The following is a 25,742-nucleotide window of genomic DNA, read 5'->3' on the forward strand; positions in this document are numbered from 1 at the left end:
AACCGTGACCATGAACAACCGTCCTGACCAGAAAAACACGCCTTTCGTAGAGGCATTCGTATACCGCTACCTGCCTTACTGGCCCCTTTTTGCGGTATTGGCCGTCATTTTTACCGCCCTTTCGGTCGGTTACCTGCGCTACGCTACTCCCGTATATGAAGCCAACGCCACCATCCTGATAAAGGATGAGAAGAAAGGCGCCGAAGAAAGCTCCCTCTCCGAGTCGATGAACGTGCTGAGCTCCAAGAAGATCGTCGAGAACGAGGTCGTGGTGCTCCAGTCGCGGAACCTGGCCGATAAGATCGTGGCCGGCCTGCGCCTTTATGCCCCCATTTCGGAATCGGGCCGCTTAGGCAACCGCACCGCTTATACGAGCTCACCCATCGTGGTGACCGCATTCAACCTCGACCAGGTGCAAACGACCCAGGACATCCCGTTCACCTATGATGCCGCTGCCCGCAAGGTCCTCGTTGGAGGCGCGGCCTACCCGCTCGACCAGCTCGTGGCCACGCCCTACGGCTCGCTTACCTTTTCGCCCAACCCGCGCTACAAGCCCGGCAGTAACGGTCCGTTCCACTTCCGCCTTGTCGACCCCAAGAGTGTGGCTGCCGGTCTCCAAAAAAAGCTGGACGTAGCGCCCGCCGGCAAGCTGTCAAGCATCGTGCGCCTCAAGTACTCCGACGAATCGCCGGAGCGCGCCGAAGACATCCTCAACAACCTGGTGCGTGATTACAACGCCGCTTCCATCGACTATAAGAACTCGGTTGCCCGCAATACCATAGCTTTTGTAGACGAGCGCATGCGCATCGTGCAGCGCGAGCTCAACGCCGTGGAAAAGCAGATCCAGAGCTTCAAGGCCCGCAACAACGTGGTGGACCTTTCGGAGCAGGGCAAGCTCTACCTGAAGAACGTGGGCGAGATCGACCAGAAGCTGGCCGAGGTGAACATGAAGATGGCCGTGCTGGGCCAGGTGGAGCAATACGTGTCTGCCAAGCAGCGCGACGGCTCCCTCGTTCCCTCCACGTTGGGAATCGAAGACCCGCTGCTTTCCGGGCTGCTGGAGAAGCTCTACCAGGCCGACCTCGAGCGCGACCGCCTCAGCCGCACCACGGCCGAGAATCACCCCGTTATGCTGGCTCTCGACGAGCAGATCGAGAAACTCCGTCCCGGGATCCTCGACAACATCCGCAGCCAGCGCTCGGCCCTCAGCGCCTCGCAGCGCAACCTGGCCTCGACCAACTCGGCGTACAACAGCATGCTGAACACGATTCCCCAAAAGGAGCGCGAGCTGCTCGATGTAAGCCGTGAGCAGTCGATCAAGAACAGCATCTACTCGTTCCTGCTGCAGAAGCGCGAGGAAACGGCCATCGCCGTGGCGTCGAATATCCCCGACAGCAAGGTGGTGGAGACGGCGCGTGCCTCGGTGTTGCCGGTTGGCCCCAATAAGCCCTTTATTCTCGGCGCCGGCATCGCGTTCGCGCTGCTCCTCAGCATAGCGTATGTAGCGTGGAAGGAAGGCTTCAGCCGTAACGTGCTGTTCCGGGACGAGATCGGTACTTATACGGGTGTGCCCGTGCTTGCCGAAATTGCCCATGTAGACCATTTGAAAGGAAAATTATTATCGGCACAGAAGGATGCCCGCGTCGGGGAAGAATTCCGCCAATTGCGCGTCGCTGCTGGACTTTTCAGCAAAAGCAACCCCAAAAAACGCCTCCTCGTAACGTCCAGTGTCGCCGGTGAAGGCAAAAGCTTCGTTGCTTCCAATCTTGCTGTTAATTTATCGCTCTCTGGCAAGAAAGTTGTTTTATTAGATATGGATCTGCGTAACCCGCAGGCTTCCAGGAACTTCGGAGCGCCCCAGGCCATGGGTCTCGCTGAATACCTGGAGAACGAAGTAGAGCCTTACGAAATTATCAAGAGCACCGAGTATAAGAATCTCTACCTCGTTTCCGCCGGCACTACCGAATCGAATGCAACGGAATTGTTACTGAATGGAAAACTGGCCCCGCTCTTTGATTACCTGGAAGAAGCTTTCGACTTCATCATCATGGACGCCGCCCCGGTACACCCGGCGACGGACGCCTACTTCCTCACGGAATGGAGCGACCTGACCCTGTACGTGGTGCGCCATGCCTACACGCCGAAAGCTTTTGTGCAGAACCTGGATGCGAACAACCGCATCAAGGCGCTGAACAACCTGGCCATCGTCTTCAACGATGTGAAGCCCCGCGGCTTCGGATCGGGCAGCTATGGCTACGGCTACGGGCACGAGATGCGCTACGGACAGGATGCAGCCGGCGACAGCCGACTGAAAAAATTTCTCCGCCAGCTATCTTTTCAGAAAAAAGGCTTAAAAAAGGCCTGAAGATTGTAATAGTAATCACAAGAACACCGCCTCCGACACCACATAGGGTAAAATCCAACGTCCGAAAAAAGAACCGCCTCACTTAATATACTACTGCTACTTGGCAGTATTGCTAACCTACAAAACCTGTGATTATGAACACCAATTTACCCGTTGTTCAATGGTACGCCGTATGCACGCGTCCTAAGTGCGAAAAGAAAGTAGCCTCTACCTTGTCCCGCAACCGCTTTGAAACCTTCCTCCCCGTTAAGACCGTATCTTCTTCCTGGAGCTTCCTCCGGAAGACCGAGCAGGAAGCGCTCTTTTCCTCTATAGTATTTGTACGGGCTTCGCAGGAGCAGCTCGATGAGATCCGCCGCACCAAGGGTGTTGTGAATTTCCTCTACTGGCTCAACGCCCCCGCCGTAATCAGCCAGCAGGACATCGCCGGTATCCGCGAGTTCCTCTCCCGTCACAACCAGGTGCAGACCGTACACGTTCCGGTGCGTATGTCGGACAGCAACGACCGCTCCGCCGTAACGGCCGCCGCCGACCTCAAAGTGGCCCACGTTCAGAACACCGAGCGCGTGCTGCTTGCCTCCCTTGGTTACATGCTGGTAGCACCTGTGCAGCAGCCGAAGGCAGTACCTGCCCGCGAAGTGCCGATGATCTACCCGTATTTCCGTTATACCGATGCCGGCTAATAAAAGCCCGCACCCAAAACCGACCCCCGCAAAAAGATGGACACGCCCGCTGGAAACAAGCGAAAGATACTGACCAACATCCTATCCCTGTCGTTGCTGCAGATCGGCAACTTCGTACTGCCCATGATCACGCTGCCCCTGGTATCGCGGATCATCGGCCCGGGGAACTACGGGGTGATCAACTACATCTTCGCTTACGTTTACTACTTCGTGCTGTTTATCAATGCGGGGTTCGATCTCTACGGGGTGCGCCAGATGGTGGCAGCTAAAGGCGATCAACCCGCCATCGACAGCATCGTAAGCCGCATCCTCGTAGCGAAAACGTATATCCTCACCGTGTGCACCATCGTGTTCACGGTGCTGGTGTTTACAGTGCCGCAGCTATCGGGCGAAAAGCTCGTGAGCCTGTTCGCCTACCTGTACTGCCTCGGCTGGGTCATCAACCCGAGCTGGGTATACCATTCGAAACAGGAGACCCGCAAGTTTGCCGTGTTCAGCTTTTTCTCGAAGCTGTTCTTCTCGGTTGCGATCGTGCTGTCGATCCAGGAGCGGAGCGACTATATCTACCACCCGCTCATCACCTCGCTGGCACACGTTGGCGTATCGTGGATATCGCTGCGCTATGCCCTGCGCCGCTATGGTATCAAGGTTCATTGGGCAAAGGCACGTGCGATCGGGGAGACGTTCAAGGACATCCGCCACATCTCCTTCATTGAGCTCATCCGCAACCAGGCCCACCTCACCAACATCATCATCGCTGGCACCATGCTCAGCATCCGCGACACCGGCTTCTACACCGCGGCGCTCCGTATCGTGATCATCGTTCAGAGCATCATCGCGATGCCGCTCAACACGGTACTCTTTCCATATGTAGGAGAAGCGTTCACCGGCTCCCACGAGAACGGGATGGACCGCCTGCGCAAAACATTGCCCTACGTATTCGCGATCACCTTCGGCATGTCGGTATTCGTGCTGCTCTTCGCCGAGCCCCTCATCGGCTTTGTGTTCGGGCGCGAGTTCGCCGGCGCCGCAGGCCTGCTCCGCATCTTTGCCTTTGGCCTGCTCTTCTCCAATCTCAACACGGCCCTCGGCCAGCACGTGATGCTCAACCTGCGGCTCGATGCGGTCTATATCCGGATCATGGTCACCGGCTTTGCCGCCAATATCGGCCTGCTCTTCTGGCTGCATCACCTGTACGGTCTTGCCGGCACCGCTGCCGCCTGGCCCATCGCCGAGCTGTGCATCCTGCTGATGAAGGCCGCGTATTTGCATCATAAGGGCGTGCGCATCATCGACCTCGAATACTACAAGCCCCGCCAGTTCTACCTTAACGCACTCAAGCTGAGACCCTCGAAACGATAACCGTAAACCGACCTACTCCCATGGACTCCTTATCCCGCCTGCTGTTCAAAGTGAAGCGTAAGCTGAAGAAAAAGCTGCGCGACGTGGAGTTGTTCCGCGCCTACCTGAGCCGCCGTGGCCGCACGCCCCGCCCCGCACCCGGGCAAAAGGCCGTGTGGATCGACCTGCACGACAATTCCTATGTACGCTACCTCTATATACTCGTCAAATACTTCCAGGCCGAAGGCTACCAGGTGTACCTGAGCGAGAACCCCCGCTTCCTGCTGAGCCTGGGCGACGACTACTCCCGCTTCCTGATCGAAGAGGAATTCGTGCGTTTCTCCTCCAAAGTGCCTGAGGGTGCTATCGCTTTTACCGACCGGGTTTCCAATAGCCGCGTGCGCCGCAAGCTGTCGAACGATTACTTCCTGCATACCCCCGACACCGGCTCGCACCGCTACCATGTACCCATCGGGATGCACCCGCATATGTACAAATACGGCTGGTGGAACGCGCCCTACGACGAGTCGCAGCGGAAGCGCTCCGTATTTTTCGCCGGCAACTTCGACCCTAATGACTACAAGATCTTCTCGTCGTCCCGGAAATTCAAGATGATCGACCGCCTCGAGCTGCAGAAGCAGCTCCTGACGATGGAGCAGACCCGTTTCCCCAAGTCGTTCGACGAGCTGAAGGGTGGCGCGAAGCACGGCTCCATCGACATCGTGGACAAGGGCAACTTTGTGGTGGAGCAAAGCGACCTCCGGAGCGTCATTGCCAATTATTCGTTCTTCATCGCCTGCCCGGGCGTGTTCATGCCCCAATCGCACAACGTGTACGAGGCCATGTCGGTCGGAACGGTGCCCATCATCCACGAGGAATATGCGCAGCTTTTTGCCCCGGCGCTGGAGCACGGCCGTAACGCGGTGCTCTACAATAACGACAACTTTACCGAGCGGCTCCAGGAGGCCCTGACCTACCCCGAGGAAAAGGTGAACGAGCTCGTCCGGAATGTGAAGACCTATTATGAGCACCACCTCTCTCCAAAGGCCATTGTGGCCGCTCTCTCCAGCGACCAGTACCGCGAGGTGTACCTGAACGCGGAGAAGACCAGCATCCGGAAGCTGAACGCCCGGAAGGAGGGGCCTGGGGAAAATAGCCTGGGGAAAGCGGCGTAAAGGCAGGGTTCTTGTAGTACAGGTCCGCGAAACCTACAAAACCGAATCGTTCGCCGCATGAACTTCGTTACGAGCAAGCCCGTATCCTTCCTGTTGGGGAAATTGCAGCTCATCCTGTTCATATTCCCGCTCACCTCGTTGGTGATGGCCTTCCCTGGCCTCGCCCCGGTGGAAAAGCTGGCCAATGTGCTGAGCTTTGTCGGCATTGTCGGCTCCCTGGCCTATGTGCTTTTCTCCGACCAGATCCAGGTGTCGCTTCGCGGCGCCTTCCCGCTCTTCCTGTTCCTCGCTTTCCTGGCCCTGTCTACCATATGGGTGTTGCCCGCCATGAAGAGCCATAGCTCGCACGTGACGATGCGCACCATCTTCACGGTACTCCAGGCCTTCGTGATCGTCAACATCCTCGGGCGCGAGGAACTCTTCAAGACGCTGAAAGGCATTGCCATTGTGACGGCCCTCGCCAACCTCGCCTTTATCTTCCTGTTCCCGTCGAAGGCCGCCTGGTTCATGGACGATGCCAGCCGCACGCAGGGCATGTTCTCGTCGCCAAACAACATGGGACAGTTCCTTGCTTTTGCCTTCATCGTCGTCAACTTTGTGAATCGAAAGGCCCTTTCTACCCACGTGTGGCTGGGGCTGAATGCTGCGATCGTGTTCCAGCTCTTCAAGTGCGACTCCATGACCTCGCTTACGGGCTGTATCCTGGTCTCGATCTGCTACCAGTTCAAGTTCCTGCTCCGCCCGCTTTTTTTGGTCATTATCGCCGCCGGCCTCATCGTGCCGCACCTGAATGCGATCCTTGGACCCTCCACAGCCTCTATCGGCATCAATAACCGCGACATGACCTTTACAGGCCGTACCGATGTTTGGGAGATCATGATGATGGACCTCAAGGCCCGCGACCGCCTCACTACAGGTTTCGGGTCGGGCGGGTACTGGCTCCCGGGCGAAGGATATAATCCGTATTCCACCATCAGCGAGCTCGAATGGTCGCCCGGGCAGGGGCACAACGGCTATATGGACGTGATGGTGAACACCGGCATCGTAGGGCTCGTGCTCGTGCTGATCTTTCTTGCCTGGATGATCGGGAGCCTCTTCCGGAGAGTCGATTACTCGGAGCCGGTGGTCTACCTGCTGTCGCTGATCCTGCTGCTCAACAACATCACGGAGGCAAGCCTCTTCCGGGAGAAGCACCTCTACTTCGTACTGCTCATGCTGGTGTTCTGGTACCTCTTTCTGGATAGGGCCGCCCAATCGGCCCGCGCAAGCGCCCGGTTGGTACCAGGTGGCAACCTGCAGGTTCAGGGCGCATAAATCATTCGTGTATGCAGTATATGGTCAGCAAGCCGCGCTGGATGCGGAAGCTCTACGGGCCTTGCATTTGGGAGCTCGATACCGGACGCAGGGAAGCTTTTCTCACGTTCGACGACGGTCCGCACCCTTCGCTGACCCCCTTTGTGCTGGATGAGCTGGCAAAGTACGGGGCGAAAGGAACCTTCTTCTGTATCGGGTCCAACATCGAGCGGTACCCCGAGATCTACGCGCGCATCCGGGCGGAAGGGCACGGCGTCGGCAACCATACCCACGATCACCTCGATGGATGGCGTACGGCCAACAAGCGGTATTACGCCAACGTACAGCAGGCTGCGGGCCTGATCGGGTCGCGGCTGTTCCGCCCGCCGCACGGCCACGTAACTCCCTTCCAGGTGCGGCGCCTCCGCTCCCGCGGCTACGAGTTCCAGGTGGTCATGTGGAGCATCATGAGTGGGGATTTTGACCCCCAAACCTCTGCGGAGCAATGCTTCCGCAACGTGGCCGACCACCTGCGGCCAGGCTCGATCGTGGTGCTGCACGATAACGATGCGGCCGAAGCCAACCTGCGCGCCGCTTTACCGAGGCTTCTTTCCGAGTTTTCCCGGCAGGGCTACCACTTCCCGGCCATTCCGGAGCGCCTTTTGTACTAGGATGAACGACACTTAAGGTGTAGAAATTCAACCCTCAACCGTGCAACCGACCCCGTTTATGAAAGGTATTTCTGCCGTTGTAGCAACCTACAAGCGCAAAAAGGAGCTGCGGCGACTTTTTGATTCCATTCTCGCGTACCCCCTCAAAGACCTGGAGCTGATCATCGTGGACCAGAACCGTGATGGCCTGCTCGACGACCTCATTGCCGAATTCACGCCGTTGCTGACCCTGCGCCACATCAAGATGGAAGAAGCCAACCAGTCGAAGGCCCGCAACCTCGGCGCCCGGGCGGCACGGTACGATGTCATTTGCTTCCCCGACGACGATTGCTGGTTCGATCCCGGCGCCCTCCAGGCCGTACAGCGCCATTTCGAGAGCCCGAAGGCGGCCGACCTGCTGATCATCAACTGGGTGCAGGGCCCCATTACCCAGCGCGTGTCGCGCCTCGTGACGCAAAAGGAGCTGTTCTCCTTCCGCTCGGTGGGCTATGTTACGTACGTTCAGTTTTACCGGAGCGCCGTGTTCCATGAGCTCGGCGGCTTCCTCGAGAACGTCGGCATCGGCCAGTTCATCGGCGGCGGCGAAGACAGCGAGCTGACCTTCCGCGCCATGCAGCGCGGCTACCGGATCTTTTTCGATGCCGACATCCGCGTAAACCACTATTACATCCCGGTGCTTACCCGCCAGGCCGATGTGATCCGCGCCCGCCAGCGGGGCATGGGCATGGTCTACGCCGCTTACGACATTCCCTACCACGTGATCCTGAAGGGGATGATGGCGCCGCTGGTAAAGATGGTGCTTTCGATGAACCGGAAGCGCTCCGGTGATTTTTACAACATGTTCCGCGGACGCCTCGAAGGCTTCGTGCATACGATGCGCAAGCGAAAGTCCGAGGCACCGTTGCTGCAACAAAGTAATTGAACCGATCCGCTATGAAACCGAATAACTACCTGATCTACCCGACCGTCACCTGCTGGGACGAGCCGCCCCGCGCCCGTCACCAGGTGGCCCACGAGCTCAAGAAAGACGGCGACGTCTACTTTGTGGAAAAGAACCGCACGGGCATGCCCCGTGTGGAGGTGCGCCTCGCGGAGCCGGGCATCTACGTAGTGACGCCGTATTTCCCGGTCAACTACAAGGTGCGCTACCGCACCCCCGGACTCAACGAGCTCTATCATCGCTGGCTCCTTACGAAGATCAAGGCCCTCGGGCCCCAGTTCGACCTTGTGATCTGCTTCGACTATACGGCGCCGGCGATCCATTCCTTTTTCAAGAACGTGATCTTCTACTGCGCCGACGACAACGTGGGCTTCGGCAAGTTCAATCCCTTCTTCATCAACCGCTACCACACGCGCACCGAGCGCCTCGTAGCCGAGAAGGCACGCCTCTGCATCGTGACCTCCGATTACATGCAGGGCAAGATCAACAAGTACAATCCCGCCACGCATGTGGTACCCCTCGGAGCGCCCAGCCTCATATACCATGGCGCCCGGCCGCCGCGTCCGCGCGAAGGCACGCCGGTACTGGGCCTCGTAGGCTACCTCGATTCCAACCTCGACTACCCGTTGCTCGAAAGCCTGCTGCAGGAATTCATCGTCCACTTCATCGGGCCGGTAAGTCCGGCCAACCGCGAGCGGCTCGGTCGCTTCCCGCATGCCCGATTTCTTGGTGTAAAAACGGGAGAGGCGCTCTACGAGGCGCTCCAGGAAGTGGACGTCTGCATCGCTCCCTACGACGAAGCCGTAATCAACAAGGGCGCTACGCCCAACAAGCTCTGGCTCTACCTCGCCATGGGCAAGCCGGCGGTGGTCACCAACATCCCGAACATCCGCAGCTGGAAGTTCCCGGAGGGTACGGTGTATAAATGTGCCAACGAGGAGTTTGTTGAGACCTGCCGCCGGGCCTACCAGGAAGATACGGACGCTCTTTCGCAGCAGCGTCTCGGGCTCTCGCAAAGCAACTCCTGGGAGGAGCGTGTGAAAACGATTAAGAACCTTTATTTCGGACAACCCGCCTGACACGTCAGTGGACTGGTAGGGCACCATCAATATTCGTATAGCTACCATGAAAATCAGTGCAACGCTTGAAACACCCGCGGTCATCGCCGGCAGGGTTTCTCTTTTCGATTCGTTTGAGGAAGGCCTTGCCGGACTGCGATCCGAGCTGGAGCGGGCCCGGGGCCCATATATCCTGTCGTTCATCAACGCGCACGGGTTCAATCTGTGTCATACCGATCCCGTGTTTCTACAGTCGCTGCTGCGCTCCGACATGATCCTCCGCGACGGTGCGGGGATGTCGCTCCTTTATAAGGCGATGGGGCAGGCGCCGGCCCAGAACTTCTGTGGCACCGACTTCATCCCGTACGTGCTCGAGCACCTCGCAGGAAAGCGCGTGGCGCTGCTCGGCACCCAGGCGCCCTACCTTGAGCGGGCGGCTGCCGTGCTCGCCAAAAGGGGCGTAGACGTCGTTCACCTCGAGCACGGCTTCCTGGAAGCCGGGGAATACGTGGCGCAGCTACGCTCGGTACGACCCGACGTGGTAGTGCTGGGCATGGGCAACCCCAAGCAGGAGAAGGTGGCCGCGATACTGAAAGAACAATTGGATTTTCCCTGCCTGCTCATCTCCGGCGGTGCCATCATCGACTACCTGGGCGAAAAAGTGTCGCGGGCGCCGCTCTGGATGCGCCGCGCCGGGTTGGAGTGGGTGTACCGGCTGCGCCTCGAGCCACGCCGTATGTTCCGCCGGTACATCATCGGGAACGTGCTCTTCCTGCTACGCGTAGCGGAGCTACGGTTCCGGTGGGCGAGGGGCTAGCCCAACCAAGACGCATCTTAACCAACTTAAAACGTCCTCATATGCAAACCAAGAAAAAGATCGCCGCCGTTGCGTCGGGTGGCGGGCACTGGATTGAACTGGTTCGACTTCGCCCCCTGTTGGACAAGCACGACGTGGAGTACTTCTCCACCAACAAAGGTTTTGCCGCCACCGTCGAAGGCAAGCCATTTCACCTCGTACCCGAGGTAAGCCGCTGGAACAAAGGCAGGGTGATCCCGGTAATGTGGCAGATGGCCCGCATCCTCCGGCGCATCCGGCCGTCGGTAGTCATTTCTACTGGCGCCGCCCCGGGCCTGCTTGGGCTGCTCGTGGGCAAAATGCTGGGCGCCCGTACCATCTGGATCGAAAGTGTTTGCCATGCCGAGAAGATCTCCCTCTCAGGCCGGATGGCGCTCCGGTTCTGCGACCGGGTGTATACGCAATGGCCGCACCTGGCCGGAGGTAAGGTCATCTATCAAGGCACTGTACTATGAACATCTTCATCACCATCGGCAGCCAGGAGCCCTTCGATCGCCTGTTGCGAATCGCCGACAACCTGGCGCCGGAATTCCCTGGTGTGTCTTTCGTGGCGCAAACAACCAAAGGCGGCTTCGCGGCAAAGCACATCCACATCCTCGACTTCATTCCTCCCGCACAATTCCGGAAATACATCGAGGAGGCTGATCTCATCGTCAGCCATGCAGGCATCGGCACCATGCTTAAGGTGCTGGAGCTGGAGAAGCCGCTGATCGTATTTCCACGGAAAGCCGCCTTTCGCGAGACCCGCGACGACCACCAGGTGGCTACGATGCACGCGTTCGTGCGCCAGGGCTATGTGGCGGGTGCGGAAACGGCGGAGGAGTTCCGCAGCGCGATCGGCCGGTTTCTGAGCGGCAACCTGCGCGCGGCCCCGGCCATCGCCGCGCATGCATCGGCGCAGCTCCTGCACTCGATCGAGGAGTTCTTGTAAGCGCGCATGCAGCAAGGAATCAACGAAGACGCCACGGTGCGTCTTTTTTTTGTCGGTACGGGTGGGTAAAAAAAGAAGACGCAGCAAGCTGCGTCTTCCGGGGTTGATGGTTGAAGGGTGAAGCCGTTACTGGATCGTGACGCTGTGCTGGATCACGTTGTTGATGTTGTTGACCACCGTCTGCAGCAGCGCCGGGTTGGAGTAGTAGGCGATCACGACCTCGCCGTTGGTGCGGGTGGCGTTGGTCATATGGCTGGCGGTGATGCCTTCCACTACCTTGGCCAGGTCGAGATTGAGCGTAGCGGTATAGGTCTTGCCGGCTTCGAGGGTAACGCTCGGCATCTTCGTGGAGATCTCCACGAACTGGTCGAGGTTGATGCGTACCGGCACCGGCGTACCGTTGGCATTGTAGGTGCCGCGGATCTCAAGGGCGGGGTTGCGCGACGGGATCATCTGGTAGTTGAACTGCGCGTTGGTGTAGGAGCCGGCAGGCACCTTAATGGAGGCGATGGCGCCGGCGGCGCCGTTGCTGAAGAAATCGACGTTATTGAAGTTGAGCAGGTACTCCTCTACGCGGGTGGAGCCGTCGCCCTTGAAGGCGATCTGCTTTCCGGAGCCCTTCGCCGAGGTGAAGGTAAAGTCGGTGCTGGAGGCATTGGAGCTCGTTACCTGGTAATTGATGGTCGCCTTTCCGGCATCGGGGTCATCTTTTTTCTTGCTGCAGGCAAAAAGGAGCGTGCTGGCGGCAGCGAGGGCGAGCATCCAATTGTTCTTTCTGATCATGGGAGTGGAGGTTTGCGGTGTCATACAAGGTTTCGTTGAGAGGTGAGGTGCTGAGCGACACGACCGCATACATCGGTTGGGGAGGCTGATGCCCGTTAAGGCAGAGCAAACCGGCCTCTGAAGGGCTATGTCGGACGGCACAAATTTTTTAACGGTTAAGGCTGTGTTCTAGTGTTCAGAATGCATTATGCAAGAGGAGTGCCAATTAACTTAACCAACCGACAAAAAGATGAATAAACGACCTTTCAGTGCTTTTCAGTTCCTGTTTTCCTTTCTCGACCTCGCCGCACTGAACATCGCTTATGTGCTGTACCTGTTTTCGTACGACACCGGCAAGCAGCTTGACCGGGCCTACCTGCTCCTGTTTCTTTTCGTCAACCTGGCCTGGGTGATCAGCTGCTCCCTGTTCTCCATCTACTCGGAGCGTACCTTTTTCCGTACGGAAAACTTCATCCGGTCTACCGCCAAGGCCTATTTTCTGTTTCTCCAGCTCGTGGTGCTGTTCATGTTCTTTTACAGCTACGAGTTCTCGCGGGCCTTCCTGGTCACCAGCCTGCTCGGCTTCGGGGGCATCCTGCTGCTTACGCGCCTGCTCTACATCTGGATCGCCCGCTATGTCGACTTTGAGGAGCGGCTGGTGAAGAAAGTGGTCATCCTGGGCTATAACGATATCGGGAAAAAGATTGCGAACATGCTCTCGGCCGAGGCCCGCAACACCAGCATCCTCGGGTATTTCGAAGACGAGGAGCGCGTGCAGGAGCTTTCGATGTACCCGATCCTGGGCAACCTGCGCGACTGCCTCGACTACGCCATCGCCCATGAAGTGTCGGAGATCTATTCCACGCTGCTGCCAAAAGACAACGAATACCTCTACGAGCTTGCCGAGGTGGCCGAAGACAACTTCATCCGGGTACGATTCGTGCTCGATTACAACCTCCTGATCAACCGTACCATGCACGTCGACTTCCTTGAAGACGTGCCGGTACTCTCTATCCGCAAGGAGCCGCTGACGGAGTTGGGCAACAAGATCAAGAAGCGCGCCTTCGACCTCGTGTTCAGCACCTGCGTGATCCTGTTCCTGCTCAGCTGGCTCGTGCCCATCATTGCGCTGGTGATCCGCTGGGATTCGAAAGGTCCGGTCTTTTTTACCCAGAACCGACTCGGGCGCGACAAAAAGATCATCAAGGTCTTCAAGTTCCGGAGCATGAAGGTGGCGGAGAAGGACGCCGAGTACAAGCAGGCCACCAAGGACGACGACCGCATTACCAAAGTGGGCGCCTTCCTCCGGAAGACCAGCCTCGACGAATTGCCGCAGTTCTTCAACGTCTGGCTCGGCGACATGAGCATCTGCGGGCCCCGGCCGCACCCGCTGAAGATGAACGACACCTATAAGCAGGTGATCAACAAATACATGATCCGCCACTTCCTGAAGCCCGGCATCACGGGGTGGGCCCAGGTGAACGGCTACCGCGGCGAAACCAAGGAGCTCAAGGACGTGGAAGGCCGCATCGAGCGCGACATCTGGTACATGGAGAACTGGCACTTCTGGCTCGACGTCAAGATCATCTTCCTTACGGTGTACAATATCATCAAGGGCGAGGAGAATGCTTATTAATGTGCTAATGGGATAATTTGCTAATGTGCTAAGGGGGTAATGGGATGATTGGCGAACGCGTTTGAATTCGAAATAGCAAGACAACAACCAGCCCACGGCTTTAGCCGTGGGTTTTCGATAGGTACCAGCCCACGACTTTAGTCGTGGGAACAAGGAATAAGAAACAGGAAACAAGGAAGCGTTGGCCCTTGTAATCAACGCCCGCAGAACCCTCGCCCTATCCGTATTTTTGCCCAAATTTCTCATTTGAAGCATCTCAGGCACCTGCGCAAATATTTCGTCCGGTACCGCTGGCGGCTCGCGGTGGGCATCTTTTTCATCCTGGTGTCCAACTATTTTGGCGTGCTGGCGCCCCAGGTTACGGGCTTTATCATCGACTATGTGCAGCGTGCCCTGAAGCTGCCCGGCTACCAGCCAAAGGCGGAAGCCGCCAATTACGATGTGCTGGTGCAGCGGTTCATCGATACGGTCGAAGGGCGCGAATACTCCGTGGGTACCATCGTGGCCATCGCAGGCGTCACCATCCTCGTGCTGGCCCTGCTGCGCGGACTGTTCATGTTCTTCATGCGGCAGACCATCATCGTGATGAGCCGGCGCATCGAGTACGATCAGAAGAACGAAGTGTATGCGCATTACCAGAAGCTCGACGCCGGCTTTTACAAGGCCAACAGCGTCGGCGACCTCATGAGCCGCATGGCCGAAGACGTGAGCCGCGTGCGGATGTTCACCGGCCCGGCCATCATGTACCTCACCAACCTCGTAGCCCTGATCGCCATGACGGTCTTCTTCATGTACAAGCGCAGCCCGGAGCTTACGTTGTACGTGCTGTCGCCGCTGCCGCTGCTTGCGTTCACCATTTACCGCGTAAATACGGTGATCCACCGCCGCAGCGAAGCGCTGCAGGCGACGCTCTCTGCCATCACCGTTAACGCGCAGCAATCGTACAGCGGCATCCGCGTCATCAAATCATTCGTTCAGGAGCGGGCGATGGAAGGCTTTTTCGAGGCCAACAGCGAGAAGTACCGCCGCGACGCCACCGAGTTGGCCAAGATCGAATCACTCTATTTCCCGTCGATGGCCCTCTTCATCGGCATCAGCACCTTGCTTACCATCATGATCGGTGGCCTGCAGGTGATCAGCGGGGAGATCCGCCTCGCCACCATCGTGGAGTTCGTGATCTACATCAACATGCTCACCTTCCCCGTGAGCGCCATCGGCTGGACGGCCTCCATGATCCAGCGGGCGGCCGCCTCGCAGAAGCGCCTCAATGAGTTCCTGCACACCGAGCCGCTGATCGTAAACCCGGAGGAGGCACAGAAGCCGGCCCTGCACGGGGCGATCGAATTCCGGAGCGTCAGCTTTGTGTATCCGAATACGGGCATCCGGGCCCTCCACGAGTTTAGCCTCAGCATCCGGCCCGGCGAAAAGGTGGCCCTCGTAGGCCGCACCGGCTCGGGTAAAAGTACGGTGGTGCAACTGCTGCTCCGCCTCTACGACCCTACCGGTGGCGAGGTGCTGGTAGACGGCGTGCCGCTGCGCCGGATCGACCTGGCGCACCTCCGTGGCGGGATCTCCTACGTGCCGCAGGACGGCTTCCTCTTTTCCGATTCGGTGGCGCGCAACATCGCCTTCGGCTCCGGAACGGTGGATATGGAAAGCGTGCGCTCGGCCGCTACGGCCGCCGCGGTGCACAACGAGATCATGAGTTTCCCGAAAGGCTATGAAACGCTGGTAGGGGAGCGGGGAGTGACGCTGAGCGGCGGGCAAAAGCAGCGCGTGTCGATTGCCCGGGCATTGGCAAAGCCATCCCCCATCCTCGTGCTCGACGACAGCCTCAGCGCCGTGGATACGCGCACCGAGCGCGCCATCCTCGACCACATCGAGGCCTACCTCAGGGAGCGCACGTCGATCGTGATCACCCACAAGGTGCTGAGCCTTTCCGGCTTCGACCAGATCGTGGTGCTGGACGAGGGCCGTATCGCCGAAAGCGGCACGCACGACAGCCTCCTGAAGCAGAACGGAATCTACGCCGAAATGTACCGCAGTCAGCTTGCGCAGGACGACCGGACGGCCATTTAGGCAAATTTGGCTGATCCAAAAACATAATTATATTTGTAAGAGCGTATTTCACTAACCTATTAGCTCACTGTAAAAACTCTGATCGTGGCGTACGAAAACAACGACAAGAAGATGGACAGCATCTACAGCAAACGGATCCGTGCGGGGAAACGTCGTACCTATTTTTTCGATGTACGGGCTACCCGGGGTAATGACTACTACCTCACGATCACCGAAAGCCGGAAGCGCTTCAACGACAACGGCTACGACCGCCACAAGATCTTCCTATACAAAGAGGACTTCAACAAGTTCATCAAGGCACTGATCGAAGCCGTGGACCATGTGAAGACCGAGCTGATGCCCGACTTCGACTTCGACGCCTTCAACCACGACGATGTGCTCGACGATCACGATGGCGACGAGATGGACCATCAGCACCACGTCCACTCCGATATCGACGGCGCGCCGGTGGTATCGATCAAGACCGCCACAGCTCCCGAAGTGACGCTTCCCACCGCAGCAGCCGCTGCTCCCGAGGAAACCGACAAATGGTAATCCCTACGAACTTCAATACGGCCCCTCCCTGGTGAGGGGCTTTTTCGTGGCTATGCTTCCTGTATGATCCGGCAGAGGCCATGCTTCCCGGCACCGAAAGCGCGCACCATCGTTCGGAAGATGCTTCGCATCATGCGCACAGGCCGGGTGCCACTTAATCCACTGGGAACACCGGGTTCGGGTCCGTGCCGGAAATAGCCAGCGGGTGCCAACAGGTGCATCCAGTTGGCCCCGGGTAAAGGGAACTGCTTAAATGACACAATAGTACCCCCTTACGAGCCGGTTCGCCCACCGGTTTTCCGTAACTTTACGCGAAGCCGGCACAAAGCCCGGCCCCACCAGCCACACACCAAAACTCATGCGTAAAAAGACCTTATTACTGCCGGTTGCCGGCATTGCCCTTGTTTCACTGCTCCTGTTGAAACGTACCACCCAAACCCCGGTTATCGGCCTTTCCGACGTCGCCTACACGGAAAAAGACCTCAACGAAGAGGAAGACGGCTACGACGGCGCCGCCAGCCGCGATGAATTCGAGTTCGAACGGATCAAGGACCCCTCTCTCGGGTACGTGCCCGGCGAGCGTATGATCCGCGCCCTCGAGGCCAACCATTCGGCCCGCCTTGGCGGCCGCGTGCAGTCGCCCCTCACCTGGACGGAGCGCGGCCCGAGCTACGACTCCGTAGGCCCAAGCGGCAACAGCCGTCCCGGCAGTGCTTATACCTCCGGCCGGATCCGCGGCGTGCTGATCGATACCCTGCGCGACATCACCGGCAACACCGTGTTCGCCGGCGGCGTGGCCGGTGGCCTCTGGAAATGCACCAACTTTATGTCGGCGGCCGTTCCCAACTGGACGCATGCCGACGACCGCTTCGATAACCTGGCCGTGTCGTCCATCTGCCAGGATCCCAGCGCTCCGGTGCGCCTGTACTTTTCCACCGGCGAGCCGACGAGCAACGCCGACGCCGTATATGGCGCCGGTATCTGGAAGTCGGAGAACGGGGGCGACTCCTGGAACCGCCTGCCCTCGAGCATCGGCTTCCAACGCGCATTCAAAATTGTTTGCGACGCGGCCGGCAACATCTACGTCGCCAACCGCAGCTCCAACCTGGCCGGCTCCTTTGCGTCAGGCCTGTACCGCTCCAAAGACGGCGGCAGCACCTGGCAGAACATCACGCCCAGTGGCCTCACCGCTTCCAACAGCATCTGCACCGACATCGAGTTCAGCAGCAACGGCCGGATGCACGCTTCCTTCGGCTATGCCGGCACCCGCGTGCAGCACCTTTATACCAACGACCCCGCCAACGTTTCGAACGGCAGCTGGACGGCCAGCGGTGGCATCCGCCTGTCCACCGCTTCGGCCTACCGCCTCGAGCTGGCTACGCAGGGCAATGTGATGTACGGGGTCACCGTAGCTGCCAACAACCTCGACAGCGCCTACAAGTCGGTTGACGGTGGAGCCACCTGGACCAAGCAGAACACGTCGGCTTATCCCTCCGGCGTACTCAACGGGCAGGGTTGGTACAACCTGACGCTGGCCATCAACCCCGACAACAGCAACGAGTTCATCGTGGGTGGCCTGGACGCCTACCGGTTTGGCTCCAGCGGCACCGCAGCGCCGACCCGCATGACCTACTGGGTGGGCACCGCCCCTTATGTACATGCCGACCACCACTTCATCCAGTGGTGGAAAGCCGGTACCCAGAGCCGTATGGTGATCGGCTGCGACGGTGGTCTCTTCCTGTCCAACAACGGCGGCACCAGCTTTACCGACCGTAACCGCAACCTCAACATCAAGCAGTTTTACTCCGCGGCCATCCACCCCAACGCAGGATCCCCCGTGCTGTTGGCTGGCGCGCAGGACAATGGCGTGCACCGGTTGACCAATCCCGGCCTCAGCTACTCCCACGAGGTATACGGCGGCGACGGTTGCTTCGTGCACATCAACCAGCAGGACCCCAACATCCAGTTCGGATCGTACGTTTACAACACGTATCGTATTTCTACAGACGGCGGCAACACGTGGCGCTCCCAGAGCCTCGGCGACAACGGCTACTTCGTAAACCCCTTCGATTACGACGACGCGCTGAACATCCTCTACGCGAGCAACGCCACGACCCCGGCCAGCCAGATCAACCGCTGGGCGAATGCACACGCCAACGGCACCAATACGGTGCTCACCATTGCTGCGCTGACGCGCGGATCTGCCGGCAACGCCACCGCCTTCAAGGTGTCGAACCACACCCGCGACCGCGTGTTCATCGGCGGCAGCAACGGTAAGGTAGTACGCCTCGACAATGCCAGCACGGTGACCACCGGCAACGTAAACGCATCGGTTACCGACGTGTCGGGCACCCAGCTGCCCAATGCCTACGTGAGCTGTGTCAACACGGGGAACACCGATGACGTGCTCGTGGCCACCTTCTCCAACTACGGCGTACAGCATGTCTGGTACAGCGTCAACGGCGGCGGCAACTGGACCAATATCAGCGGCAACCTCCCCGACATACCGGTGCGCTGGGCCCTCATCGATCCGCAAGACAACTCCAAAATGTACCTCGCCACAGAGGCGGGCATTTATTACACGGAAGCGATCAGCGGCGCTGCCACCTCCTGGACCAACGACGTCAACTTCCCGATGGTACGTACCGATATGCTGAAGCTGCGCCTGAGCGACAACACGATCGTGGCCGCCACCCACGGCCGCGGCCTGTTCACGGCCCAGCTGCCGTCGGCACCCGAGGTGCGCTTTTCGTCGCGCTACGCGAACTACACGGAGAGCAGCACCGGCACGGTGGATTGCCGCCCGTACAAAGAATACACCTACAGCGTGGGCATCACCAGCGCGCCTACGGGCGACGCGGTCGCGACCTATTCCATCGAAGCAGGCTCGGCGATCCAGGGAGTGGACTACGACTTCACCGCGAATGGCAGCTTCACCAGTCCCACCAACCAACACATCTTCGCAAGCGGCGCTACGACCCCGAAAACGCTGACCGTACGTATCTACGACGATGCCGAGGTAGAGCCGACCGAGTTCTTCCGCGTGTCCTTCACGGTATCGGGTTACCTGTCGGGTACAACCAATGCGATGCAGGGCGCGTACAATAAAATGGAGCTCACCCTGCAGGACAATGACAAGAACCCCGTGGTGCCCGGCGCCGGTGCGGCTACGGTAGGGGATGGGTCCTACGGCGGCTATATCCAGCCCCTGCGCAGCGGCTATGAGAAAGCGCGCAGCCAGTATATCTACCTGGCCACCGAGCTGCGTGCAGCGGGCTTTGGCGCGGGCAATATCACTTCGCTCGGGCTCAATGTAACGTCGAAGACTAGCCTCATCTCCTTCAGCGGTTTCCGCATCGCCCTTAAGCACACCACGGCCTCCTCGTTCACCACCACCACCTTCGAAGACGGGGCGCAGACCTGCTACTCTGCCAATTACAGCAGCTTCGTAGGGCTGAATACGTTCACGTTCACGACTCCGTTCAACTGGGATGGCGTGTCGAATATCCTCGTGGAGTTCTGTTACGACAATACCTCGATCCCGGGCGGAGGCGGCGACAACGTGATGTCGAGCGCCACGCCCGACATGAAGGGCATCTGGAACCGCGCAGCTACCGGCACCGGCTGCAGCCTGGCGGCGCAGTACACCAACGTCGGGGGTACCTACCTGCGCCCCGATGTGCGCCTCAATGGCCAGCTGGCAGGCAACCCCACCGAAACGGCGCTGGGCGCCACCCGCACGCAGACCTTTACACACGGCGGGGGCATGGTACACTATTACACCCCTTCCGGTAAGATCCTCGCGAGCCTCAAAAACCCGGGCGGCATCAACTACGGCTGTACGGAAGTATCGATCGACCGTGCCGGCACCACGGCACTGCCCTTCAACGAAAGCACTGCCGCCACCTTTGTAGCATCCAAGACCTATAAGGTAGTGCCGGCCACCAACTTCCCCAACGGGCAGTACCAGATCACGCTGTACTATACGGAAGCAGAAAAGGTAGGCTGGGAAGCCGCCACCGGCAAGCTGTGGGACAGCGTCCGGATCATCAAGGTGAAGAGCGCGATCTCGAACTACACCGTGGCCACGCCTAACCCTGACGGCACGCCGGTGGAGGTGGTGCGCCCGGTGCACGGCCGATTCGGCAACGACTATACGCTCACCTATACCTTCGGTACCGGCTTCTCGGGCTTCGGTGTGGGCATCGTCAATACCTGCAGCGCCAGTGCCCCGGTGATCACGACGCAGCCGTCGTCGCAGGCAGTGTGCAATACCGCTCCGGCAACGTTCACCGTTTCCGCAACCGGCACAGGCCTTCAGTACCAGTGGTGGCACGGCTCTTCGCTGATCCCGGGCGCCACTTCGGCATCGTACACCGTACCGGGGACCACAGCCCTGACGATCGGCAGCTACAGCGTAACGGTAACCAATTCCTGCGGAGTAGTAACGTCGGCTGTTGCCCAGCTGACCCTCGACAACAGCCCGGGTTGTACTACGGCAGCCCCCACCCGTGATGCCGACATCTCGGATGCCACGCTGATGCCCAACCGCATCCAGTCGCAAAGCCTGTTGCGCGTGCGCAGCCGCCGCGCCATGCGGATCGACTGGCAGGTCGTGGACGGCCGTGGCCGCACCGTACTCCGCTTCAACCAGTCCGTAAGCGCCGGTGTGAACGACCTGCCGGTGCAGTTCGGTCGCCTGGCCGCCGGTACGTACCTGCTGGTAGGCACCACGGCGAAAGGAAATGCCGGAACGCTGCGGTTCGTGAAATACTGATCCTATTGAACATGTTAAAGCCGGTCGCTTGCGACCGGCTTTTTTTATGCGGCTGCATCCCTTTACAGGGGTGGCGCATCCTATAACAAACGATCTTTATGCGCATGAGAACGATCCTGTCCCTGCTGCTCTGCTGCACCGCACTGTTCGCCAGTGCCCAGGCACCCTCGAAGGTGCGCCGGCTCGATGCCTACCTCGCCATCCGCTACCCGGGTACCATTCCGGTGGATGATGCCGGCAACCCGATGCGGCGCGGGGTCGACTCGGCCTGGACGATCGTGGCGGAAACGCGCACCACCAAAATGAACTGGGGCTACGCCTGGCGTGGTGGCCGTATTTATACGATCGCTGCCACCCGGGTTACTGAGCTGAACGTTGGAAAAACGAAAGAGGGCGGGCTCCCGATCGTGCGCCGTGCGGCCGCGGGCAACTACCTCTGGCAGCTGGAGCTCGTTCCGTTCGACGGGCACAAAAAAGCCCCCGCGCGCGTGGCGGCGGGGGCAATCCTGATCCAGGGTAAGGCTGGCGTCAGGCCCTTTTACCGTACCCTGAGAACCTATACGGAGCTCGATCCGGCTCCTTCGGTCTAGCGCATTTTCTTATACGCGTTGATGAGCCCGTTGGTGGAGGCGTCGTGCCCCGTCACGGGCTCTTCGCTTTCGAGCTCGGGCAGGATGCGGTTGGCGAGCTGTTTACCCAGCTCCACACCCCACTGGTCGAAGGAGAAGATGTTCCAGATGACGCCCTGCGTAAAGATCTTGTGCTCGTAAAGCGCGATCAGCGAACCCAGCGAGCGCGGCGTGATCTTCTTCAGCAGGATCGAGTTGGTGGGACGGTTCCCCTCGAAGATCCGGAAAGGCGCGAGGCGCGCGATGTCCTCTGCCGATTTGCCGGCAGCGAGCATTTCCTCCTCCACCTCTTCCTCGGTTTTGCCGTTCATGAGCGCTTCGGTCTGCGCAAAGAAATTGGAGAGCAGCTTCGCGTGGTGGTCGGCGATCGGGTTGTGCGATTGCGCGGGTGCGATAAAGTCGCAGGGAATGAGGTTGGTGCCCTGGTGAATGAGCTGGTAGAAAGCGTGCTGTCCGTTGGTGCCCGGCTCGCCCCACACGATTGGTCCGGTGCTATAGGTCACGGCTTCGCCGTTGCGGTCCACGCTTTTGCCGTTGCTTTCCATATTGCCCTGCTGGAAGTAAGCAGCGAAGCGGTGGAGGTATTGGTCGTAGGGGAGGATGGCCTCGGTCTGCGCCCCGAAGAAGTTGGTGTACCAGATGCCGATGAGGGCCATCAGCACCGGGATGTTCTCGCTAAACTCCGCTTTGTGGAAATGCTCGTCGGTACTGTGCGCGCCTTGGAGCAGGTCCTCGAATTGATCGTAGCCGATGGTGAGCGCGATGGAAAGCCCGATGGCGCTCCAAAGCGAGTAGCGGCCGCCGACCCAATCCCAGAATTCAAACATATTGGCCTTGTCGATCCCGAACTCGGTAACAGCTTTGCCGTTCGTGGACAGTGCCGCGAAGTGCTTCGCGATGTGTGCCTCGTCTTTCGCCGTTTCGAGGAACCAGGCGCGGGCAGTGCCGGCATTGGTCATCGTTTCCTGGGTGGTAAACGTCTTGGAGGCAATGAGGAAGAGCGTCTCTTCGGCATTCACCTTCTTCAGCACTTCGGCGATATGGCTGGCGTCTACGTTGGAGACGAAGTGCGCCTGGATGCCTTCCTTCCAATAGGGGCGGAGTGCTTCCGTAACCATCAGCGGACCGAGGTCGGAGCCCCCGATGCCGATGTTGACGATGTGGCGGATCGGCTTGCCGGTATAGCCGCGCCAGGCGCCGCTGTGGATGCGGTCGCAGAAGTCGCGCATCTGCTGCAGCACGCGCTGCACGTCCGGCATCACATCCTTCCCGCCGGCGTACATCGGGCGGCCCGAGAAGTTGCGCAGGGCCACGTGGAGCACCGAGCGGCCTTCGGTCTCGTTGATATAGTCTCCTTCGAACATGGCTGTGATCGCGTCTTTCAGGCGGCACTGCTCCGCCAATTGAAGCAGGAGGTCGAGTGTTTCCTGGGTGAGGCGGTTCTTCGAAAAGTCGATCATGAGCTCGTCGAGGCAGCGGGAGAACTTATTGAAGCGCTCCGGATCGGCGGCAAAGAGGTCGCGGAGGTGGGTGCCGCGCAGGCCGTCGGCGTGCTGTTGCAACTGTTGCCAGGCGGAGGTCGTAGTGGGATTGATACGAGGGAACATGGTATGGGTTTATCGCTTGAAAAGGCGGCGTAAACTTACGCCGAATCAGACCGTTTCGCGCAGCCGCGCAATGAGCTTGAGCACGGGCTTCCGGTTGTGCGCCGCCGTCATCCAGCCCGGCAGCCGGCTCCCGATCGATCCGTTCCGCTTTGGAAGGTTGGAGCGGTCGCGCAGGAGGGCTGCCACGTGCTGCTCCAGCACGTCCAGATGGGCGGCATTATACGCCCAGAGATACTATCCCTCGAACGGGGCGCACAGCCAGAGCTCCTGCCGGAAAAAAGGGTCGTAGGGGCCGCCAAAGTGCTGCACCGACCATTCGGGCAGCGCCCCCATATGGATGGTGCCCACCACAAAGAATTTCTTTTTCGAGCTGGTTTGCCGGTTGTAGCCGCAGTGCGCGCAGGAAAGCCGGGCCATCCGCTCCGCCTCCCGCTGACACACGAAGGCCTGCCGGTGGCAGCGCGGGCACCGCACCAGGATGTTGTTGGCGAAGTGGTGCCGGTGAAAACCGTAGGCGCCTCCGTACCGGTCCTGCATCATGACGCCGGATTGAGCCCGGAGAGTACGTCGATGGTACGGGTCACCATTTCGGGAGTGATGTCGAGGTGCAGCACGAGGCGCACCTTCAGGGGCTCGATAGCGTAAGCCAGGATGCCGGCACCTTTCATCTGCTCCACGAGGGCCGCCGCGGTAAGCGGCGCCTTTACCTCGAAAATGATGATGTTGGTCTCCACGGGCAGCACGCGCTCCACGTAGGAGAGGCCGTCGAGGGCCGAGGCGATCTGCGCGGCGCGGTCGTGATCTTCGGAAAGGCGGTCGATGTTGTTTTCCAGCGCGTAAATACCGGCGGCAGCGATGAAACCGGCCTGGCGCATGCCCCCGCCGAATACCTTGCGCACGCGGCGGGCCTTGCGGATAAAATCCTTCGGTCCGAGCAGGAGCGAGCCCACGGGTGCGCCCAGGCTTTTGCTGAGACAAATGGAGATGGTGTGAAACAGGCGCCCGTAGTCTTTGGCGCTCTGCCCCTTGGCCACCAGTGCGTTGAAGAGGCGGGCGCCGTCGAGGTGGAGGGCGATGCCCTGGCGGTCGCAGAGGGCGCGGATGTCTTCGACGTCCTTCAGCTCATAGCAGGCGCCGCCGCCGCGGTTGGTCGTATTCTCGAGGCAAACGAGGCTCGTGCGGGCCTTGTGCACGTCGTCGGCGTTGATGCCTTCAGCGACCTGTATGGATGTAAAGCGGCCGCGGTCGCCGTGGAGCAGGCGCACGGAGGCACCGGCATTGAAAGCAATGCCGCCCCCTTCATATTGATAGATATGTGCATTGAAATCGCAGATCACCTCGTCGCCCGGCACGGTATGCACCTTGATGGCAATCTGGTTGGTCATCGTACCGGAAGGGCAGAAGAGCGCAGCCTCCATCCCGAATAGCTCGGCGCTGAGGGCTTCCAGGCGGTTCACGCTGGGGTCTTCACCATACACATCATCGCCCACGGGGGCACGCATCATCGCCTCCAGCATCGCCGGGGTCGGTTTCGTAACGGTATCGGAACGGAAATCAATCGTCATGCCCCAAAAATAACCCGGAGGAGGGATCTCAGATCGCCGATTTCGGATTTCAGATTTACGCGGGCGCGCGTGGGCGGGTGCTTTGCGGTAAGATCAGAAGCGGTTCAAATTAAAACGCTCCACCTCAACGTTTGAAATGACCGGCCGCACGCCGCCGGACGCGGCTTCGGGGCGCTGCGTGGCCGCATGGTAAAGGGCGCTTGCGGCCGACACTTTCAGCGACCGCGGCGCTGCGCGATCCAGTCGGTGACCTTGCGGTCGAGGGTGGCATCGCGGGTCATATCGTAGAACACGGTGCTTTTCGGGTGCTCCAGGATGGTGAGCCAATGGTCTTCCGGGCTGTGAAGCCAGATAATGGTGTTCGAGAACCGGAGCGAGTCGTTGCGGAGCACGAGTTCGCCGGCCCGGAGGCGGGTGGCCGTCCACTGGGTAGGCGCTGCGCCCAGGTAAAGGAGCCCGCCCCGTACGCGTAGCGCGCCACTTTCCTTCACCAACGTATCGGTGCCCGTCACTTCGATGGAAAAATTGACCATGGTGGAGTCGTTGGCGAAGCGCCAGGCCTCGTAGAACGGTTTCTTGTTGGCGGTGCCCTTCCACGAACCCACAAGCCAGCTCATTTGCTGGAGCGATGCCGCATCCACCCGCTCCTGGGCGCCGGCGCAAAGCGAGTGAAGGAGGCAGAGGAGGAGGGAGGCGATGCGCATGGGAGGCAGTTTAGTGTTTCCAAATATAGGCAGCCCGGAGGAGCCGCCGACGGCGGCAGGTTCCGGTCATCGCCTCTTCTTTCCGCTTATCCAATGCCCTTCAGCCCCTGTAACCTCCCTGCCGCAGGCGCGTCTT

At 59.5% G+C, this 25,742-nt stretch carries 22 protein-coding genes; 16 read left to right on the forward strand and 6 right to left on the reverse strand.

The window, feature by feature from the left end:
• The first annotated feature begins 10 nt into the window (after window positions 1–10).
• From ABD937_RS09585 to ABD937_RS09635, 11 genes are all read left to right on the forward strand, one after another.
• Window positions 11–2,365 carry a GumC family protein gene (locus ABD937_RS09585; protein WP_345255371.1) on the forward strand — a complete coding sequence of 785 codons (2,355 nt, stop codon included), beginning with the start codon at window positions 11–13 and terminating at the stop codon, window positions 2,363–2,365.
• A gap of 134 nt (window positions 2,366–2,499) precedes the next feature.
• The gene (locus ABD937_RS09590; RefSeq protein ID WP_345255372.1) at window positions 2,500–3,048 is read left to right on the forward strand and encodes a transcription termination/antitermination NusG family protein; all 549 of its coding nucleotides are present in this window, start codon (window positions 2,500–2,502) and stop codon (window positions 3,046–3,048) included.
• A gap of 36 nt (window positions 3,049–3,084) precedes the next feature.
• Window positions 3,085–4,410: an oligosaccharide flippase family protein gene (locus tag ABD937_RS09595; RefSeq protein WP_345255373.1), complete on the forward strand. Its 1,326-nt coding sequence runs from the start codon at window positions 3,085–3,087 to the stop codon at window positions 4,408–4,410.
• Between the two features lie 20 nt (window positions 4,411–4,430).
• Window positions 4,431–5,564, forward strand: coding sequence for a glycosyltransferase (locus ABD937_RS09600; RefSeq protein WP_345255375.1), 1,134 nt, complete (start codon window positions 4,431–4,433; stop codon window positions 5,562–5,564).
• Between the two features lie 57 nt (window positions 5,565–5,621).
• Window positions 5,622–6,878, forward strand: a complete 1,257-nt coding sequence (locus ABD937_RS09605; protein ID WP_345255377.1) for an O-antigen ligase family protein — start codon at window positions 5,622–5,624, stop codon at window positions 6,876–6,878.
• 11 nt (window positions 6,879–6,889) lie between these two features.
• The gene (locus ABD937_RS09610) at window positions 6,890–7,528 is read left to right on the forward strand and encodes a polysaccharide deacetylase family protein (RefSeq protein WP_345255379.1); all 639 of its coding nucleotides are present in this window, start codon (window positions 6,890–6,892) and stop codon (window positions 7,526–7,528) included.
• 58 nt (window positions 7,529–7,586) lie between these two features.
• Window positions 7,587–8,450 carry a glycosyltransferase family 2 protein gene (locus tag ABD937_RS09615; RefSeq protein WP_345255380.1) on the forward strand — a complete coding sequence of 288 codons (864 nt, stop codon included), beginning with the start codon at window positions 7,587–7,589 and terminating at the stop codon, window positions 8,448–8,450.
• 11 nt (window positions 8,451–8,461) lie between these two features.
• Window positions 8,462–9,547 (forward strand): glycosyltransferase family protein, encoded by a 1,086-nt coding sequence (locus tag ABD937_RS09620; RefSeq protein ID WP_345255382.1) that lies wholly within the window; start codon window positions 8,462–8,464, stop codon window positions 9,545–9,547.
• A 46-nt stretch (window positions 9,548–9,593) separates the two neighbouring features.
• Window positions 9,594–10,343: a WecB/TagA/CpsF family glycosyltransferase gene (locus ABD937_RS09625; RefSeq protein WP_345255383.1), complete on the forward strand. Its 750-nt coding sequence runs from the start codon at window positions 9,594–9,596 to the stop codon at window positions 10,341–10,343.
• Window positions 10,344–10,384: 41 nt separating this feature from the next.
• A complete protein-coding gene (locus tag ABD937_RS09630; RefSeq protein ID WP_345255384.1) occupies window positions 10,385–10,837 on the forward strand; it encodes an oligosaccharide biosynthesis protein Alg14 in 453 nt (150 codons plus the stop codon).
• Window positions 10,834–11,313 (forward strand): glycosyltransferase, encoded by a 480-nt coding sequence (locus ABD937_RS09635; RefSeq protein ID WP_345255385.1) that lies wholly within the window; start codon window positions 10,834–10,836, stop codon window positions 11,311–11,313. Before ABD937_RS09630 ends, ABD937_RS09635 begins: the two co-directional genes overlap by 4 nt.
• A gap of 126 nt (window positions 11,314–11,439) precedes the next feature.
• Here the strand turns inward: ABD937_RS09635 and ABD937_RS09640 are convergent, their stop codons facing one another.
• A complete protein-coding gene (locus tag ABD937_RS09640; protein WP_345255387.1) occupies window positions 11,440–12,096 on the reverse strand; it encodes a hypothetical protein in 657 nt (218 codons plus the stop codon).
• 229 nt (window positions 12,097–12,325) lie between these two features.
• On the opposite strand from ABD937_RS09640, the gene ABD937_RS09645 reads away from it, so the two are divergent.
• The 5 genes from ABD937_RS09645 (at window position 12,326) to ABD937_RS09665 (ending at window position 21,691) form a co-directional block, all read left to right on the forward strand.
• On the forward strand, window positions 12,326–13,711 hold the full coding sequence (locus ABD937_RS09645; protein ID WP_345255388.1) for an undecaprenyl-phosphate glucose phosphotransferase: 1,386 nt from the start codon (window positions 12,326–12,328) through the stop codon (window positions 13,709–13,711).
• Between the two features lie 246 nt (window positions 13,712–13,957).
• A complete protein-coding gene (locus ABD937_RS09650; RefSeq protein ID WP_345255389.1) occupies window positions 13,958–15,790 on the forward strand; it encodes an ABC transporter ATP-binding protein in 1,833 nt (610 codons plus the stop codon).
• A gap of 84 nt (window positions 15,791–15,874) precedes the next feature.
• Window positions 15,875–16,324: a DUF3276 family protein gene (locus ABD937_RS09655; RefSeq protein ID WP_345255390.1), complete on the forward strand. Its 450-nt coding sequence runs from the start codon at window positions 15,875–15,877 to the stop codon at window positions 16,322–16,324.
• 358 nt (window positions 16,325–16,682) lie between these two features.
• A complete protein-coding gene (locus tag ABD937_RS09660) occupies window positions 16,683–21,101 on the forward strand; it encodes a hypothetical protein (RefSeq protein WP_345255392.1) in 4,419 nt (1,472 codons plus the stop codon).
• Between the two features lie 104 nt (window positions 21,102–21,205).
• The gene (locus tag ABD937_RS09665) at window positions 21,206–21,691 is read left to right on the forward strand and encodes a hypothetical protein (protein WP_345255393.1); all 486 of its coding nucleotides are present in this window, start codon (window positions 21,206–21,208) and stop codon (window positions 21,689–21,691) included.
• Here the strand turns inward: ABD937_RS09665 and pgi are convergent.
• The 5 genes from pgi to ABD937_RS09690 form a co-directional block, all read right to left on the reverse strand.
• On the reverse strand, window positions 21,688–23,337 hold the full coding sequence (gene pgi, locus ABD937_RS09670) for a glucose-6-phosphate isomerase (protein WP_345255395.1): 1,650 nt from the start codon (window positions 23,335–23,337) through the stop codon (window positions 21,688–21,690). The two genes, ABD937_RS09665 and pgi, sit on opposite strands and share 4 nt — an antisense overlap.
• Window positions 23,338–23,382: 45 nt before the next feature.
• Entirely contained in the window at window positions 23,383–23,538 is a 156-nt protein-coding gene (locus ABD937_RS09675) for a hypothetical protein (RefSeq protein WP_345255396.1), read from the reverse strand.
• A gap of 33 nt (window positions 23,539–23,571) precedes the next feature.
• Complete coding sequence (locus tag ABD937_RS09680; RefSeq protein ID WP_345255398.1) at window positions 23,572–23,877, reverse strand: hypothetical protein; 306 nt, start codon at window positions 23,875–23,877, stop codon at window positions 23,572–23,574.
• Complete coding sequence (locus ABD937_RS09685; RefSeq protein WP_345255399.1) at window positions 23,874–24,902, reverse strand: threonine aldolase family protein; 1,029 nt, start codon at window positions 24,900–24,902, stop codon at window positions 23,874–23,876. The genes ABD937_RS09680 and ABD937_RS09685 overlap by 4 nt, the downstream gene beginning before the upstream one ends.
• A 215-nt stretch (window positions 24,903–25,117) precedes the next feature.
• The gene (locus ABD937_RS09690) at window positions 25,118–25,606 is read right to left on the reverse strand and encodes a hypothetical protein (RefSeq protein ID WP_345255400.1); all 489 of its coding nucleotides are present in this window, start codon (window positions 25,604–25,606) and stop codon (window positions 25,118–25,120) included.
• Window positions 25,607–25,742: the final 136 nt, after the last annotated feature.

This window comes from Flaviaestuariibacter amylovorans, assembly GCF_039541815.1.
GTDB lineage: Bacteria > Bacteroidota > Bacteroidia > Chitinophagales > Chitinophagaceae > Flavisolibacter > Flavisolibacter amylovorans.